Below are 13,639 nucleotides of genomic sequence, written 5' to 3' on the forward strand. Positions count from 1 at the left end.
CATGACCGACGATCCGTTCCTGGTGGGCGGCGTGCCCTTCGGGTCCCGGCTGATCATGGGCACGGGCGGCGCGCCCAGCCTGGACGTGCTGGAGCGCGCGCTGGTCGCCTCCGGCACGGAGCTGACCACGGTGGCGATGCGGCGGGTCGACCCCGGGGTGCACGGCTCGGTGCTGTCGGTGCTGGAGAGGCTGGGCATCCGGGTGCTGCCGAACACCGCGGGCTGCTTCACCGCCGGGGAGGCCGTGCTGACGGCGCGGCTGGCGCGCGAGGCGCTGGGCACCGACCTGGTGAAGCTGGAGGTCATCGCCGACGAGCGCACCCTGCTGCCGGACCCGGTGGAGCTGCTGGAGGCGGCGGAGACGCTGGTCGACGAGGGGTTCACGGTGCTGCCGTACACCAACGACGATCCCGTGCTCGCGCGGAAGCTGGAGGACGTGGGCTGTGCGGCGGTGATGCCGCTCGGCTCCCCGATCGGCTCCGGGCTGGGGATCCGCAACCCGCACAACTTCCAGCTCATCGTCGAGCACGCGCGCGTGCCGGTGATCCTGGACGCGGGCGCGGGTACGGCCTCGGACGTCGCCCTGGCGATGGAACTGGGCTGCGCCGGTGTGATGCTCGCCTCCGCGGTGACCCGCGCCCAGCGGCCCGAGACCATGGCCGCGGCGATGCGGCACGCGGTGGAGGCGGGACGGCTGGCCCGGCTGGCGGGCCGGATCCCGCGCAGGCACTTCGCCAAGGCCTCTTCCCCCACCGGGGGCCGCGCCGACCTGGACCCGGAGCGGCCCGCGTTCTAGCCCGCCCTCCCGCCTCGCGGGACAGTCACAGGTCTGCTGCAGTACGTCACCGGAACGGCGCAGCGTGCGGCGGTGTCGGTCGCTCCTCGTACACTCGCCTGCGTGGATACGACCCTTCAGGACCCGCTCGTCGGGCAGGTGCTCGACGGACGCTATCGCGTCGAAGCGCGGATCGCTGTCGGCGGGATGGCCACGGTCTACCGGGCCCTGGACACCCGTCTGGACCGCGTGCTCGCGCTCAAGGTGATGCACCCGGCCCTGGCGGCCGACGGGTCGTTCGTGGACCGGTTCATCCGCGAGGCGAAGTCGGTCGCCCGGCTCGCCCACCCCAACGTGGTGCAGGTCTTCGACCAGGGCACCGACGCGTCGTACGTGTATCTGGCGATGGAGTACGTCGCCGGGTGCACGCTGCGGGACGTGCTGCGCGAGCGGGGTGCGCTGCAGCCCCGGGCGACGCTGGACATCCTGGAGCCGGTGCTGGCCGCGCTCGGCGCGGCGCACCGGGCCGGGTTCGTGCACCGGGACATGAAGCCCGAGAACGTGCTGATAGGCGACGACGGCCGGGTGAAGGTCGCCGACTTCGGTCTGGTGCGGTCGGTGGACACGGTGACCAGCACCACGGGCGCCGTCCTCGGGACCGTGTCGTATCTCGCACCCGAGCAGGTGGAGCAGGGCACCGCCGACCCGCGTGTCGACGTGTACGCCTGCGGAGTCGTGCTCTACGAGATGCTGACCGGCGGCAAGCCGCACTCCGGGGACTCCGCCGCGCAGATCCTGTACAAGCACATCCACGAGGACGTGCCACCGCCCTCCGCACTCGTGCCCGGGCTGCCGCCGGAGCTGGACGAGCTGGTCGCCTCGGCGACCGCGCGCACCCCTGACCTCCGGCCGGACGACGCCGCCGCGCTGCTCGGCCAGGTGCTGCGGGCCCGAGCCGGGCTCAGCGCCGGTCAGCTCGACGCGGTGCCGCCGCAGGCCCTGTCCGCGGAGCACGACAACGCCGGGGACCGTACGAGCGTGATCCCGCGCTCGCTGACCGTGCCGCGGCCGCTGCCCGTCAACGAGGACGAGGGCCCGGCGGACGTCCGGCACACCAGCCGGCTGCAGAGCCCGCCGCTGCCCGATCGGCGGGGACCGCTGCGGCCGGGGCGCCGGCTCGCCGCCCTCGTCGCCGCGGTGCTCGTGGTCCTCGGCGTGGGCGCGGGCGTCTGGTACATCAACTCCGGACAGTTCACGAAGGTCCCGCCGCTGCTGGCCAAGACCGAGGAGCAGGCGACGGCGCGGCTGAAGTCGTCCGGGCTCCACGTCAAGGACATCAAGCGCGAGTACAGCGACACGGTCGGCAGCGGCACGGTCATCAGCTCGGATCCGACGGCCGGGGCCCGCATCCGGGGCAACGGCTCGGTGAGCCTCGTCATCTCCCGGGGCCCGGAGATCGTGAAGGTGCCCGACCTGAGCGGGGTGCCGCTGGCCAAGGCACGTGCCCGGCTGAAGTCGGCCGGACTGGAACCGGGGATGGTCAACCGCGCCTTCAGTGACAGCGTGGACCGGGGCTCGGTGATCAGCACCGACCCCGCGCCGGGCGTCCGGCGGCACGCGGGCTCGGCGATCGCGCTCCTGGTGAGCAAGGGCAGCCCGGTCGACGTGCCGGACGTCACCGGTGAGGACCAGGACAGCGCCCGGCAGGACCTGGAGGACGCGGGCCTGAAGGTGCGGATCGCCACGCAGCAGGTCAACTCCGAGTACGACAAGGGCCAGGTGGCCCGGCAGACCCCGGTCGCCGGCGGCCAGGCCGCCGAGGGCGACACGGTGACCCTGACCCTGTCCAAGGGCCCGGTGATGGTGACGGTGCCGGACGTGGTCGGGTCGAGCGTGGACGACGCCGTGCAGCGGCTGGAGGCCGCCGGCTTCGAGGTGAACAAGGACCGGGGCCTGCTCGGGCTGTTCGGCGACACCGTGAAGGAGCAGTCGGTGGACGCGGGCGAGAAGGCGCCCAAGGGGTCGACGATCACGATCACCATCCGCTGACCCGGTGAGCGGGGTCACCGGCGACCGCGGCCCGGCGGCGCGGGACGGCATGACACCCTGAACGGGTGACATCCCAGCCGTCCCCCTCCGCCGCCCCGCCCCTGACCGGTCCCGCCCGCAACCCGATCGGCGGCCACGTCCCGGTCGCCGGCGGCCTGCACTCGGTGGGGCTCTCCTACGCCCGCGAACTGAAGGCCGAGACCGTGCAGGTCTTCGTCGCCAACCCGCGCGGATGGGCCACCCCGGCCGGGAACCCCCGCCAGGACGAGGCGTTCCGCGAGGCGTGCGCCGCGGAGTCGGTCCCGGCGTACGTGCACGCCCCGTATCTGATCAACTTCGGCTCGCACACCGAGGCGACCGTGGAGCGCTCGGTGGAGTCGCTGCGGCACTCGCTGCGGCGCGGGCGGGAGATAGGGGCGCTCGGCGTGGTGGTGCACACGGGCAGCGCGACCGGCGGGCGGACCCGCGAGGTGGCGCTGAAGCAGGTGCGCACCCACCTGCTGCCGCTGCTGGACGAGCTGACCCATGACGACGACCCGTTCCTGCTGCTGGAGTCGACCGCGGGGCAGGGGGCCTCGCTGTGCTCGCGCACCTGGGACTTCGGCCCGTACTTCGAGGCGCTGGACGCCCACCCGAAGCTCGGCGTCTGCCTGGACACCTGCCACATCTTCGCCGCCGGGCACGACCTGACCGGCCCCAGCGGCATGCACCAGACCCTCGACCTGCTGGTCGACACCGTCGGCGAGGGCCGGCTGAAGCTGATCCACGCCAACGACTCCAAGGACGTGGCCGGCGCGCACAAGGACCGGCACGAGAACATCGGCGCGGGTCACATCGGTGAGGACCCGTTCCGCGCGCTGATGAACCACCCGGCGACGGCGGGCGTACCGCTCGTCATCGAGACTCCCGGTGGCAAGGAGGGGCACTCGGCGGACGTGGAGCGGCTGAAGAGGCTCCGGGATTCCTGACCCCGCGGGGAATACCCCCAGGGGGTATGTGGTTCCGCTGGGTACGGAACCGCACGTCCGGCATTGGGGGACCTCATGGACCACACGGCACACACCGAGCACCAGCACCAGCACCAGCACCAGCACCAGCACCACCAGGGTCACGACCACGGCTCCGGGCACGGCCACGGCTCGGCGAGCTGGGCGATGGCCGCGCAGGCCACCCTGCACTGCCTCACCGGCTGCGCCATCGGCGAGGTGCTCGGCATGATCATCGGCACCGCGGCCGGCTGGGGGAACCTGCCGACCACGCTGCTGGCGATCGTCCTGGCCTTCTTCTTCGGCTACTCGCTCACCATGCGCGGGGTCCTGCGGGCCGGTGTCGACCTGCGGACCGCGATCCGCGTGGCCCTCGCCGCCGACACCCTGTCCATCGCGGTGATGGAGCTGATCGACAACGGGGTGATCCTGGTCTGGCCGTCCGCGATGGACGCCACGCTCGCCGACGCCCTGTTCTGGGTCTCGCTGGCCGTCTCGCTGGTCATCGCCTTCGTGGTGACCACGCCGGTCAACAAGTGGACGATCGGCCGGGGCAAGGGGCACGCCGTGGTGCACCAGTACCACCACTGACCCGGCTCGGACGCCAGGATCAGAGCTCGGGGCCCTCCCCGGGCTCTTCCTGGTAGGAGTAGCGCTGCTCCTTCCAGGGGTCGCCGATGTTGTGGTAGCCGCGCTCCTCCCAGAAGCCGCGGCGGTCGGCGGTCATGTACTCCACGCCCCGGACCCACTTGGGACCCTTCCAGGCGTACAGGTGGGGGACGATCAGACGGACCGGGAAGCCGTGTTCGGCGGTGAGGAGTTCGCCGTCCTTGTGGGTGGCGAAGATCGTGCGGTCGGAGGCGAAGTCCGCCAGCCGCAGGTTGGAGCTGAACCCGTACTCCGCCCACACCATCACATGGGTGACGTCCGCGGACGGCGGGGCGAGCTCCAGCACCGCGCTCGCCGGGACCCCGCCCCACTCCGCGCCGGTCATGCTGTACTTCGTCACACAGTGCAGATCGGCCACCACGGTGGTGTAGGGCAGCGCGGTGAACTCCTCGTGGCCCCAGGTGCTCTTGTCGCCGCCGGCGGTCGCGCCGAAGACCCGGAACTCCCAGCGCTCGGGCCGGAACTTCGGTACCGGACCGTAGTGCGTGACCGGCCAGCCACGCTGCAGCCGCTGTCCCGGCGGAAGCTCGGACCCTGACGCTTCTCCAGACGCTCGCTCCACCGGATGACCCATGTATCCATCCTGACAGACCTCGGGCAGTGCCCTTGACCACCCCGTCGCGGATCGGACAAATGGCACGAGACGCCACTTACGTAATTAGTACGCACTTACTGGAAGATCTTCTCGACCGGTGAAATCATGCGGCGCTAGCCACCTGGTTCGACCACGTGAAGGAGTCCATCGCGATGCAGGGCGACCCCGAGGTCATCGAACTGCTCAACGAGCAGCTGACCGCCGAGCTGACCGCGATCAACCAGTACTTCCTGCACGCCAAGCTGCAGGATCACAAGGGATGGACGAAGCTCGCCCAGTACACCCGGGCCGAGTCGTTCGACGAGATGCGGCACGCGGAGGTCCTCACCGACCGCATCCTGCTGCTGGACGGCCTGCCGAACTACCAGCGGCTCTTCCACGTGCAGGTCGGGCAGACGGTGGCCGAGATGTTCCGGGCCGACCGGCAGATCGAGGTCGAGGCCATCGACCGGCTGCGCCGCGGCGTCCAGCTCATGCGCGAGAAGGACGACATCACGTCGGCGAACATCTTCGAGGCGATCCTGGCCGACGAGGAGCACCACATCGACTACCTGGACACCCAGCTCGACCTCGTGGACAAGCTCGGCGAGGCGCTCTACCTGTCGACCTTGATCGAGCAGAGCCAGCCCGACCCGTCCGGACCGGGAACCGGCGGATTCTCCACGCACTGAGCGGTCGCGCGGGGCGCCGCCGGGCGGCGTGTCAGGCGGCGTCGTCCAGCCGGTCGAGGGCCGGTGCGCGCCGTTCGATCAGCTCCCGGCGGGGGCAGGCACCCCGGCCGAGCAGCGCCTGGATGCGCCGTACGCAACCGCCGCAGTCCGTGCCCGCCTTGCAGGCGGAGGCAATCTGGCGGGGGGTGTGGGCACCGTCCTCCGCGTGCTGCTTGACCTGGGCCTCGGTGACGCCGAAGCAGCTGCATACGTACACGCGGATTCACCTCCCGACGGGATCGCTGTTGTCATGCCGTCCCGTTTTCCGGTGAGGCAAACCTAACCTTACCCATCACGTCGAGAGCACAAAAGTGCGTGGGGCGCGGATCCGGTGTGATCCGCGCCCCAGATCACTACTGGTCCCGGTACATCTCCGCGACCAGGAACGCCAGGTCGAGGGACTGGCTGCGGTTCAGCCGCGGGTCGCAGGCCGTCTCGTAGCGCTGGTGCAGGTCGTCGACGAAGATCTCGTCGCCGCCGCCCACGCACTCGGTGACGTCGTCGCCGGTCAGCTCCACGTGGATGCCGCCCGGGTGGGTGCCGAGGCCCTTGTGGACCTCGAAGAAGCCCTTGACCTCGTCGAGCACGTCGTCGAAGCGGCGGGTCTTGTGGCCGGAGGCCGCCTCGAAGGTGTTGCCGTGCATCGGGTCGGTCACCCAGGCCACCGTGGCGCCGGACGCCGTGACCTTCTCGACCAGCTCGGGGAGCCGGTCGCGGATCTTGTCGGCGCCCATGCGGACGATGAAGGTCAGCCGGCCCGGCTCCCGCTCGGGGTCGAGGCGGTCGATGTAGCGCAGCGCCTCCTCGGCCGTGGTGGTCGGGCCGAGCTTGATGCCGATGGGGTTGCGGATGCGCGAGGCGAACTCGATGTGCGCGCCGTCCAGCTGCCGGGTGCGCTCACCGATCCACACCATGTGGCCGGAGACGTCGTACAGCCGGCCGGTGCGGGAGTCGACCCTGGTCAGGGCGGACTCGTAGTCGAGCAGCAGCGCCTCGTGCGAGGAGAAGAACTCGACGGTCTTGAACTCCTCCGGGTCGGTGCCGCAGGCCCGCATGAAGTTCAGCGCGCTGTCGATCTCCCGCGCCAGCTGCTCGTAGCGCTGCCCGGACGGGGAGGACTTCACGAAGTCCTGGTTCCAGGCGTGCACCTGGCGCAGGTCGGCGTACCCGCCGGTGGTGAAGGCGCGCACCAGGTTCAGCGTGGAGGCCGAGGCGTTGTACATGCGCTTCAGCCGCTCGGGGTCCGGGACGCGGGCTTCCTCGGTGAAGTCGAAGCCGTTGACGGAGTCGCCGCGGTAGGTCGGCAGCGTCACGCCGTCGCGGGTCTCGGTCGGCTTGGAGCGGGGCTTGGAGTACTGGCCGGCGATCCGGCCCACCTTGACCACCGGCACGGAGGCCGCGTAGGTGAGGACGGCACCCATCTGGAGCAGCGTCTTGAGCTTGTTGCGGATGTGGTCGGCGGACACCGCGTCGAAGGCCTCGGCGCAGTCGCCGCCCTGGAGGAGGAACGCCTCTCCCTTGGCGACGGCCGCCATCCGGGCGCGCAGCTGGTCGCACTCGCCCGCGAAGACGAGCGGCGGATACGACTCGAGGTCCGCGATCACTGCGCGCAGAGCCTCGGTGTCGGGGTACTCGGGCTGCTGCGCCGCGGGCAGGTCTCGCCAGGTGTTGCCAGCGCTCGCGCTGGTCTTAGCGTTCACGGTCACCCCTCAAACACTACGGGGTCGTGTCGCATGCTCTTCGTTCGGCTCGAAGGATGAGACGGACTGTTTGCCCCGTGGACGGCGGAGCGGTGCGGTAGGGTTCCTGGCATGTTCGCGCTTTCGATCCAGAACTGGTGGTGGACCGCTCATCCGGCGGCCCACTGACTGCGCGTACGCAAGACTTCGCGAAGGCCGCCCGAGGGGCGGCCTTCGGCGTTTCCCGGGGCCGTTCCTCTCCGTCAGACAGACGACCGAGAAGGAGCCCCACCCGTGAACCTGCAGGACCTGCTGTCCGATCCCCGTCCCTTCGCGCTGCTCCGCCGGCGCACCCCGGGCCGGGACGAGCACCCGGTGGAGCTGCTGCTCGGACCCGTCACCGCCCGGGACGAGCTGGCCGACCTGCCCGACGAGGGCCTGGCGCTCATCCCGTTCCGGCAGATCCGCGAGCGCGGCTTCGACGTCCGGGACGACGGCACCCCGCTGCTGGTGCTGACCCCCGAGGAGTCGTACGAGATCCCGCTCGCCGAGGCCCTGCGGTCGCTGCCCGGCCACGAGGTGCGGGTCGAGGGCGGCGGCTTCGACGTCGGCGACGAGGAGTACGGCGAGATCGTCGGGCGGGTGCTGCGCGAGGAGATCGGCCGGGGCGAGGGCGCCAACTTCGTGATCCGGCGGACGTACGAGGGCGAGATCCCCGGCTTCGGGCGGGCGGACGCGCTGGCGCTGTTCCGGCGGCTGCTGGAGGGTGAGCGGGGCGCGTACTGGACGTTCCTGGTGCACACCCCGGAGCGGACCCTGGTCGGTGCCAGCCCCGAGGTGCACGTGCGGATGTCGGGCGGGACCGTCGTGATGAACCCGATCAGCGGGACGTACCGCTATCCGGCCGGGGGGCCGACGCCGGAGCATCTGCTGGACTTCCTCGCCGACGGCAAGGAGATCGAGGAGCTGTCCATGGTCGTCGACGAGGAACTGAAGATGATGTGCACCGTCGGCGACATGGGCGGGGTGGTCGTCGGGCCGCGGCTCAAGGAGATGGCGCACCTCGCGCACACCGAGTACGAGCTGCGCGGGAAGTCCTCCCTGGACGCCCGGGAGGTGCTGCGGGAGACCATGTTCGCGGCCACGGTCACCGGGTCGCCGGTGCAGAACGCCTGCCGGGTGATCGAACGGCACGAGGCCGGCGGGCGCGGCTACTACGGGGGCGCCCTGGCCCTGCTCGGGCGGGACTCCGGCGGCGCCCAGACGCTGGACTCCCCCATCCTGATCCGCACCGCCTACATCGCCGGTGGGGGCACCTCCCGCTCGAGCGGAGCCGAGAGCGGGGGAGGCCGGCTGCGTGTCCCGGTCGGCGCGACGCTGGTGCGCGGCTCGGATCCGGCGAGTGAGGTGGCGGAGACGCACGCGAAGGCGGCGGGGGTGCTCGCGGCCATCGGGGTACGGCCGTCCGCGCCGCGCGCGGAGAGCAGGCCCGCCCGGCTGGCCGACGATCCCCGGGTGCGGGCCGCGCTGGACGGGCGCCGCGCCTCCCTCGCCCCGTTCTGGCTGCGGATGCAGGAGCGCTCCGAGGCCCTCACGGGGCACGCGCTCGTCGTCGACGGCGAGGACACCTTCACGGCGATGCTGGCGCACGTGCTGCGCTCGGCCGGGCTGGAGGTGACCGTCCGGCGCTACGACGAGCCGGGACTGCGGCAGACCGTGCTCGCGCACCCGGGGCCGGTGGTGCTGGGGCCGGGCCCGGGCGACCCGTCCGACCCGTCCGACCCGAAGATGCGCGTCCTGCGGGACCTGGCCGCCGCGGTGATCGGTGAGCACCGGCACGGCGTCCTCGGGGTCTGCCTGGGGCACGAGCTGATCGCGGCGGAGCTGGGCCTGGAGATCGTCCGCAAGGAGGTCCCGTACCAGGGCGCGCAGACCGTGATCGACCTGTTCGGGCGGCCCGAGACGGTCGGCTTCTACAACAGCTTCACGGCCCGCTGCGACGACGACGCCGCCCGGGAGCTGGCCGCGCACCACGTGGAGGTGAGCCGGGCGGAGAACGGGGAGGTGCACGCCGTGCGCGGTCCGGGGTTCGCCGGGGTGCAGTTCCACCCGGAGTCGGTGCTGACCCTGAACGGGGCGGCGGTCGTGCGCGAGCTGATCGGCGCGCTGCGCGGGGTGAGCAGCGCGGGCTGACGGGCCGGGGGCGGGACCCGGGGACCGGACAACGGTTCCCGGGCCCCGCCGAGTGCGGGCCCGGCGCACCGTCAGCCGAAGAACACCCCGGCCTCCTCGTACAGCTTCGGGTCCACGGTCTTCAGCCTGGCCGTGGCCTCGGCGATCGGGACGCGCACGATGTCGGTGCCGCGCAGGGCGACCATCTTGCCGAAGTCGCCGTCGCGCACGCAGTCGATGGCGTGCAGGCCGAAGCGGGTGGCGAGCCAGCGGTCGAAGGCGCTGGGGGTGCCACCGCGCTGGATGTGCCCGAGCACGGTCGTGCGGGCCTCCTTGCCGGTGCGCTTCTCGATCTCCTTGGCCAGCCACTCGCCGACCCCGGACAGCCGGACGTGGCCGAAGGAGTCCAGTGACCCGTCCTTGAGGACCATCTCGCCGTCCTTGGGCATGGCGCCCTCGGCGACGACGACGATCGGGGCGTACGAGGCCGTGAAACGGGAGGTGATCCAGGCGCACACCTGGTCGAGGTCGAAGCGCTGCTCGGGGATGAGGATGACGTTGGCGCCGCCGGCCAGCCCGGAGTGCAAGGCGATCCAGCCGGCGTGACGTCCCATCACCTCGCAGACCAGGACCCGCATGTGGGACTCGGCGGTGGTGTGCAGGCGGTCGATGGCCTCGGTGGCGATGCCGACCGCGGTGTCGAAGCCGAAGGTGTAGTCGGTGGCGGACAGGTCGTTGTCGATGGTCTTCGGCACGCCGACGCAGGGCACGCCGTACTCGTCGGAGAGGCGGGCGGCGACGCCCAGGGTGTCCTCGCCGCCGATCGCGATGAGCGCGTCGACCTCCTGCTTGGCCAGGTTCTCCTTGATGCGGCGGATGCCGCCCTCCACCTTGAGGGGGTTGGTCCGCGAGGAGCCGAGCACGGTGCCCCCGCGGGGCAGGATGCCGCGCACCGCCGGGATGTCGAGGCGGACCGTGTAGTTCTCGAGCGGACCGCGCCAGCCGTCCCGGAAGCCGACGAAGTCGTATCCGTACTCCTGCACGCCCTTGCGGACGACGCCCCGGATGACGGCGTTGAGCCCGGGGCAGTCGCCGCCACCGGTCAGTACTCCCACCCGCATGCCACACGTCCCTTCACCGCGGTTACCTGACGATCACTCACAGTAATGGTGATGTGTGTCACACGGCGAGAGGCGGGGAGGGCGATTCCGGTGAATTGCCGGGAGACCGTTCGACCGGCCGGTGTCACTCCTCGTCGAGGCCGCGTTCGATCGCGTACCGCACCAGCTCGACCCGGTTGTGGAGCTGGAGCTTGCCGAGGGTGTTCTGGACGTGGTTCTGGACGGTGCGGTGGGAGATGACGAGACGCTCGGCGATCTGCTTGTAGCTGAGGCCCTTGGCGACCAGCCGCAGCACCTCGGTCTCCCGCTCGGTCAGCCGGGGCGCCCCCGGAGTGTCGGTGTCCGGGGCGGGCGCGGGCTCGGCGGCGAGGCGCCGGTACTCGCCGAGGACCAGTCCGGCGAGGCCCGGGGTGAACACCGGGTCGCCGACGGCGGTGCGGCGCACCGCGTCGAGCAGTTCCCCGGTGGAGGCCGACTTCAGCAGATAGCCCGTCGCGCCGGACTTCACCGCCTCCAGCACGTCGGCGTGCTCACCGCTGGCCGAGAGCACCAGAACGCGCAGCGCGGGGTTGTGGGCCACCAGTTCCTTGCACACCGTCACGCCGGGCTTGGCGGGCAGGTTGAGGTCCAGCACGAGGACGTCCGGGGCCACGGCCTTGGCGCGCCGGACCGCCTGTTCGCCGTCGCCCGCGGTGGCGACCACCTCGAAGCCGGACTCGGCGAGGTCCCGGGCGACCGCGTCGCGCCACATGGGGTGGTCGTCGACCACCATGACTCTGATCGGACCCTGTGCCTGCGTCATCGCCGCTCCGCCTTCCCCCGCGCCCTAGCGGCGCCCTTCGGTACCTTCAGTTCGACCTCCGTGCCCTGTCCGGGCACCGAGATCAGCTCGGCGCTGCCGCCGAGGTCGCGCAACCGGCCGCGGATCGACTGGGCCACGCCCAGCCGGCCCTCGCCCTCGGCCTGGGCCAGCCGTCCCTCGGGGATGCCGGGGCCGTCGTCCCGCACGGTCACCACGATCCCGTCCGGTTCGTCCTCGACCAGGATCCAGGCCCGGGCCTCGGCTCCGGCGTGCTCGCGCACGTTGTCCAGGGCCGCCCCGACCGCCGCCGCCAGCTCCCGCGCGGCCGGCCGCGGCAGTTCGACCGGGGCGCCGGGCTCGGCGAGGCTGGTGCGGGCGCCCGCGTGGCGGGCGAGCAGGGCGCGCAGGTCGACCGGGCCGTCCGGATCGTCGTCGTACGGCTCGTCGACCGCGCGGACGACGGCTCCGGCGGCGGCGTCCTCCGAGACCCGGGACACCGGCAGCAGACCGCCGGAGACCAGCGTGCGCAGCGCCACCTCCTGCTCGCCGGCCAGCCGCCCCAGCTCGGCGGCCTCGCCGCCGATGACCGCGCCGCGCCGCTGCACCATCGCCAGCACCTGGAGCACGCCGTCGTGGATGTCCCGGGCCAGCCGCTCGCGCTCGCGGGTCGCCGCCTCGATCTCCAGGGCGCGGGCGAGGGTGCGTTCGGAGGCGCGGGCGACCTCCACCACGTAGCCGATGGCGATGGACGCGACCCACACCAGGATCACGTTGTGCACGGTGTCCCGGGCCGGGCTGCCGCGCTCCACGAGGTTGACGGCGGCGACGGCCGTGGAGGCCACGGCGGCCCAGCGCCAGCCGCCCTTGATGGCGAAGGCCAGCACCGCGCCCGCGGTCCATATCGACGGCAGGGTCGGGCCGCCGCCCGCGATCCGCTCGTGGTTGTCGGCGAGCGGGGTGAGCAGGATGCCGGTGAGCGCGACGGCCAGGTCGGCGGCCAGGAAGCCCCTGGTGCAGCTCGCGGCGTTCGCCACCCTCGGCAGGGTGGCGAGGGTCCACACGACCAGGACCGCGTAGTAGCCGACGGCGACCCAGGGACGCACGAAGTGGTCGTACGCGGTGGCGCACAGGCCGATCGCGTACAGCATCGTCAGCACCCGGTAGCCGGCGAGCGCGCGCCACAGCGGCAGCTCGACCGACATCCTCATGACCCGCTCACGCCTGGGCATGGCCCCGCCCCCCGATCCCCCGGTCCCCCGCTAGCTCCCGCTCTGCTTCTTCTCCGCCTTCTCGGCCTTCTCGGCCTCCTTGGCGGCCTTCGCCGCGTCCGCGATCTGCCGCTTGGCGGCGGTCGCGTACATGTCGACGTATTCCTGGCCGGAGAGCTTCATGATCTCGTACATGACCTCGTCGGTCACCGCGCGCAGCACGAAGCGGTCGTGCTCCATGCCGTGGTAGCGGCTGAAGTCCAGGGGCTTTCCGATGCGGATGCCCGGGCGCATCAGCTTGGGCATCACCTGGCCGGGCGGCTGGATCTTCTCGGTGTCGATCATCGCGACCGGGATGACCGGCGCGCCGGTGGCGAGCGCCACGCGCGCGAGGCCGCCGGGCTTGCCCCGGTACAGCCGGCCGTCGGGCGAGCGGGTGCCCTCGGGGTAGATGCCGAACAGCTCCCCGCGTTCCAGCACCTCTATCCCGCTCTTGATCGCCGCCTCGCCGGCGCCGCGTGCCCCGGAGCGGTCCACCGGGAGCTGTCCGACGCCCTTGAAGAAGGCAGCGGTGAGGCGGCCCTTGACGCCGGGGGTGGTGAAGTACTCGGCCTTCGCGATGAAGGTGACCTTGCGGTCGAGGACCGCGGGCAGGAAGAACGAGTCCGAGAACGAGAGGTGATTGCTCGCCAGAATGGCGGCGCCCTCGGGCGGAATGTTCTCCATGCCCTCCACCCAGGGCCTGAAGGCGACCTTCAGCGGCCCTCCGATGGCGACCTTCATCGTGCCGTACAACACCCGCGTGCCTCCTGTTTCCGTCGGTCAGACCATAACCCGGAGTGCCGCCAATGGGCCCGACGACCCTGGTCGGTG

At 71.8% G+C, this 13,639-nt stretch carries 14 protein-coding genes; 7 read left to right on the forward strand and 7 right to left on the reverse strand.

Going from position 1 to position 13,639, the window contains the following annotated elements; all coding sequences use genetic code 11:
- The first annotated feature begins 1 nt into the window (after position 1).
- The 4 genes from ACWCPN_RS18930 to ACWCPN_RS18945 all read left to right on the forward strand — a co-directional run bounded on the left by ACWCPN_RS18930 (position 2) and on the right by ACWCPN_RS18945 (position 4,401).
- A complete protein-coding gene (locus ACWCPN_RS18930) occupies positions 2–796 on the forward strand; it encodes a thiazole synthase (RefSeq protein WP_451207355.1) in 795 nt (264 codons plus the stop codon).
- A 102-nt stretch (positions 797–898) separates the two neighbouring features.
- On the forward strand, positions 899–2,824 hold the full coding sequence (pknB, locus tag ACWCPN_RS18935; RefSeq protein WP_451207358.1) for a Stk1 family PASTA domain-containing Ser/Thr kinase: 1,926 nt from the start codon (positions 899–901) through the stop codon (positions 2,822–2,824).
- A 65-nt stretch (positions 2,825–2,889) separates the two neighbouring features.
- Complete coding sequence (locus tag ACWCPN_RS18940) at positions 2,890–3,792, forward strand: deoxyribonuclease IV (protein WP_451207360.1); 903 nt, start codon at positions 2,890–2,892, stop codon at positions 3,790–3,792.
- 75 nt (positions 3,793–3,867) lie between these two features.
- Positions 3,868–4,401 carry a DUF4396 domain-containing protein gene (locus tag ACWCPN_RS18945; RefSeq protein WP_451207363.1) on the forward strand — a complete coding sequence of 178 codons (534 nt, stop codon included), beginning with the start codon at positions 3,868–3,870 and terminating at the stop codon, positions 4,399–4,401.
- A 19-nt stretch (positions 4,402–4,420) separates the two neighbouring features.
- Here ACWCPN_RS18945 and ACWCPN_RS18950 read toward each other — a convergent pair whose 3' ends face one another.
- Positions 4,421–5,053, reverse strand: coding sequence for a sulfite oxidase-like oxidoreductase (locus ACWCPN_RS18950; RefSeq protein ID WP_365126688.1), 633 nt, complete (start codon positions 5,051–5,053; stop codon positions 4,421–4,423).
- A 173-nt stretch (positions 5,054–5,226) separates the two neighbouring features.
- Between ACWCPN_RS18950 and bfr the strand changes: the two genes are divergently transcribed.
- Positions 5,227–5,745 carry a bacterioferritin gene (gene bfr, locus ACWCPN_RS18955; protein ID WP_199213497.1) on the forward strand — a complete coding sequence of 173 codons (519 nt, stop codon included), beginning with the start codon at positions 5,227–5,229 and terminating at the stop codon, positions 5,743–5,745.
- Positions 5,746–5,776: 31 nt separating this feature from the next.
- On the opposite strand, the gene ACWCPN_RS18960 is transcribed toward bfr, so the two are convergent.
- Positions 5,777–6,001 carry a (2Fe-2S)-binding protein gene (locus tag ACWCPN_RS18960; RefSeq protein WP_365126691.1) on the reverse strand — a complete coding sequence of 75 codons (225 nt, stop codon included), beginning with the start codon at positions 5,999–6,001 and terminating at the stop codon, positions 5,777–5,779.
- A gap of 136 nt (positions 6,002–6,137) precedes the next feature.
- The gene (locus ACWCPN_RS18965; protein WP_199210223.1) at positions 6,138–7,490 is read right to left on the reverse strand and encodes a class II 3-deoxy-7-phosphoheptulonate synthase; all 1,353 of its coding nucleotides are present in this window, start codon (positions 7,488–7,490) and stop codon (positions 6,138–6,140) included.
- 105 nt (positions 7,491–7,595) lie between these two features.
- Here ACWCPN_RS18965 and ACWCPN_RS18970 point away from each other — a divergent pair, with 105 nt between their 5' ends.
- Complete coding sequence (locus ACWCPN_RS18970) at positions 7,596–7,652, forward strand: trp operon leader peptide (protein WP_115913573.1); 57 nt, start codon at positions 7,596–7,598, stop codon at positions 7,650–7,652.
- A gap of 105 nt (positions 7,653–7,757) precedes the next feature.
- Entirely contained in the window at positions 7,758–9,656 is a 1,899-nt protein-coding gene (locus ACWCPN_RS18975) for an anthranilate synthase family protein (protein ID WP_451207367.1), read from the forward strand.
- Positions 9,657–9,727: 71 nt separating this feature from the next.
- On the opposite strand, the gene ACWCPN_RS18980 is transcribed toward ACWCPN_RS18975, so the two are convergent.
- The 4 genes from ACWCPN_RS18980 to ACWCPN_RS18995 all read right to left on the reverse strand — a co-directional run bounded on the left by ACWCPN_RS18980 (position 9,728) and on the right by ACWCPN_RS18995 (position 13,561).
- Positions 9,728–10,756: a 6-phosphofructokinase gene (locus tag ACWCPN_RS18980; protein WP_451207370.1), complete on the reverse strand. Its 1,029-nt coding sequence runs from the start codon at positions 10,754–10,756 to the stop codon at positions 9,728–9,730.
- 124 nt (positions 10,757–10,880) lie between these two features.
- Positions 10,881–11,558: a response regulator gene (locus ACWCPN_RS18985; RefSeq protein WP_451207372.1), complete on the reverse strand. Its 678-nt coding sequence runs from the start codon at positions 11,556–11,558 to the stop codon at positions 10,881–10,883.
- Positions 11,555–12,787, reverse strand: coding sequence for a MacS family sensor histidine kinase (macS, locus tag ACWCPN_RS18990; RefSeq protein ID WP_451207375.1), 1,233 nt, complete (start codon positions 12,785–12,787; stop codon positions 11,555–11,557). The genes ACWCPN_RS18985 and macS overlap by 4 nt, the downstream gene beginning before the upstream one ends.
- Positions 12,788–12,817: 30 nt before the next feature.
- Positions 12,818–13,561 (reverse strand): lysophospholipid acyltransferase family protein, encoded by a 744-nt coding sequence (locus ACWCPN_RS18995; RefSeq protein ID WP_365126731.1) that lies wholly within the window; start codon positions 13,559–13,561, stop codon positions 12,818–12,820.
- Positions 13,562–13,639: the final 78 nt, after the last annotated feature.

Source organism: Streptomyces sp. NPDC002386, from assembly GCF_053593175.1.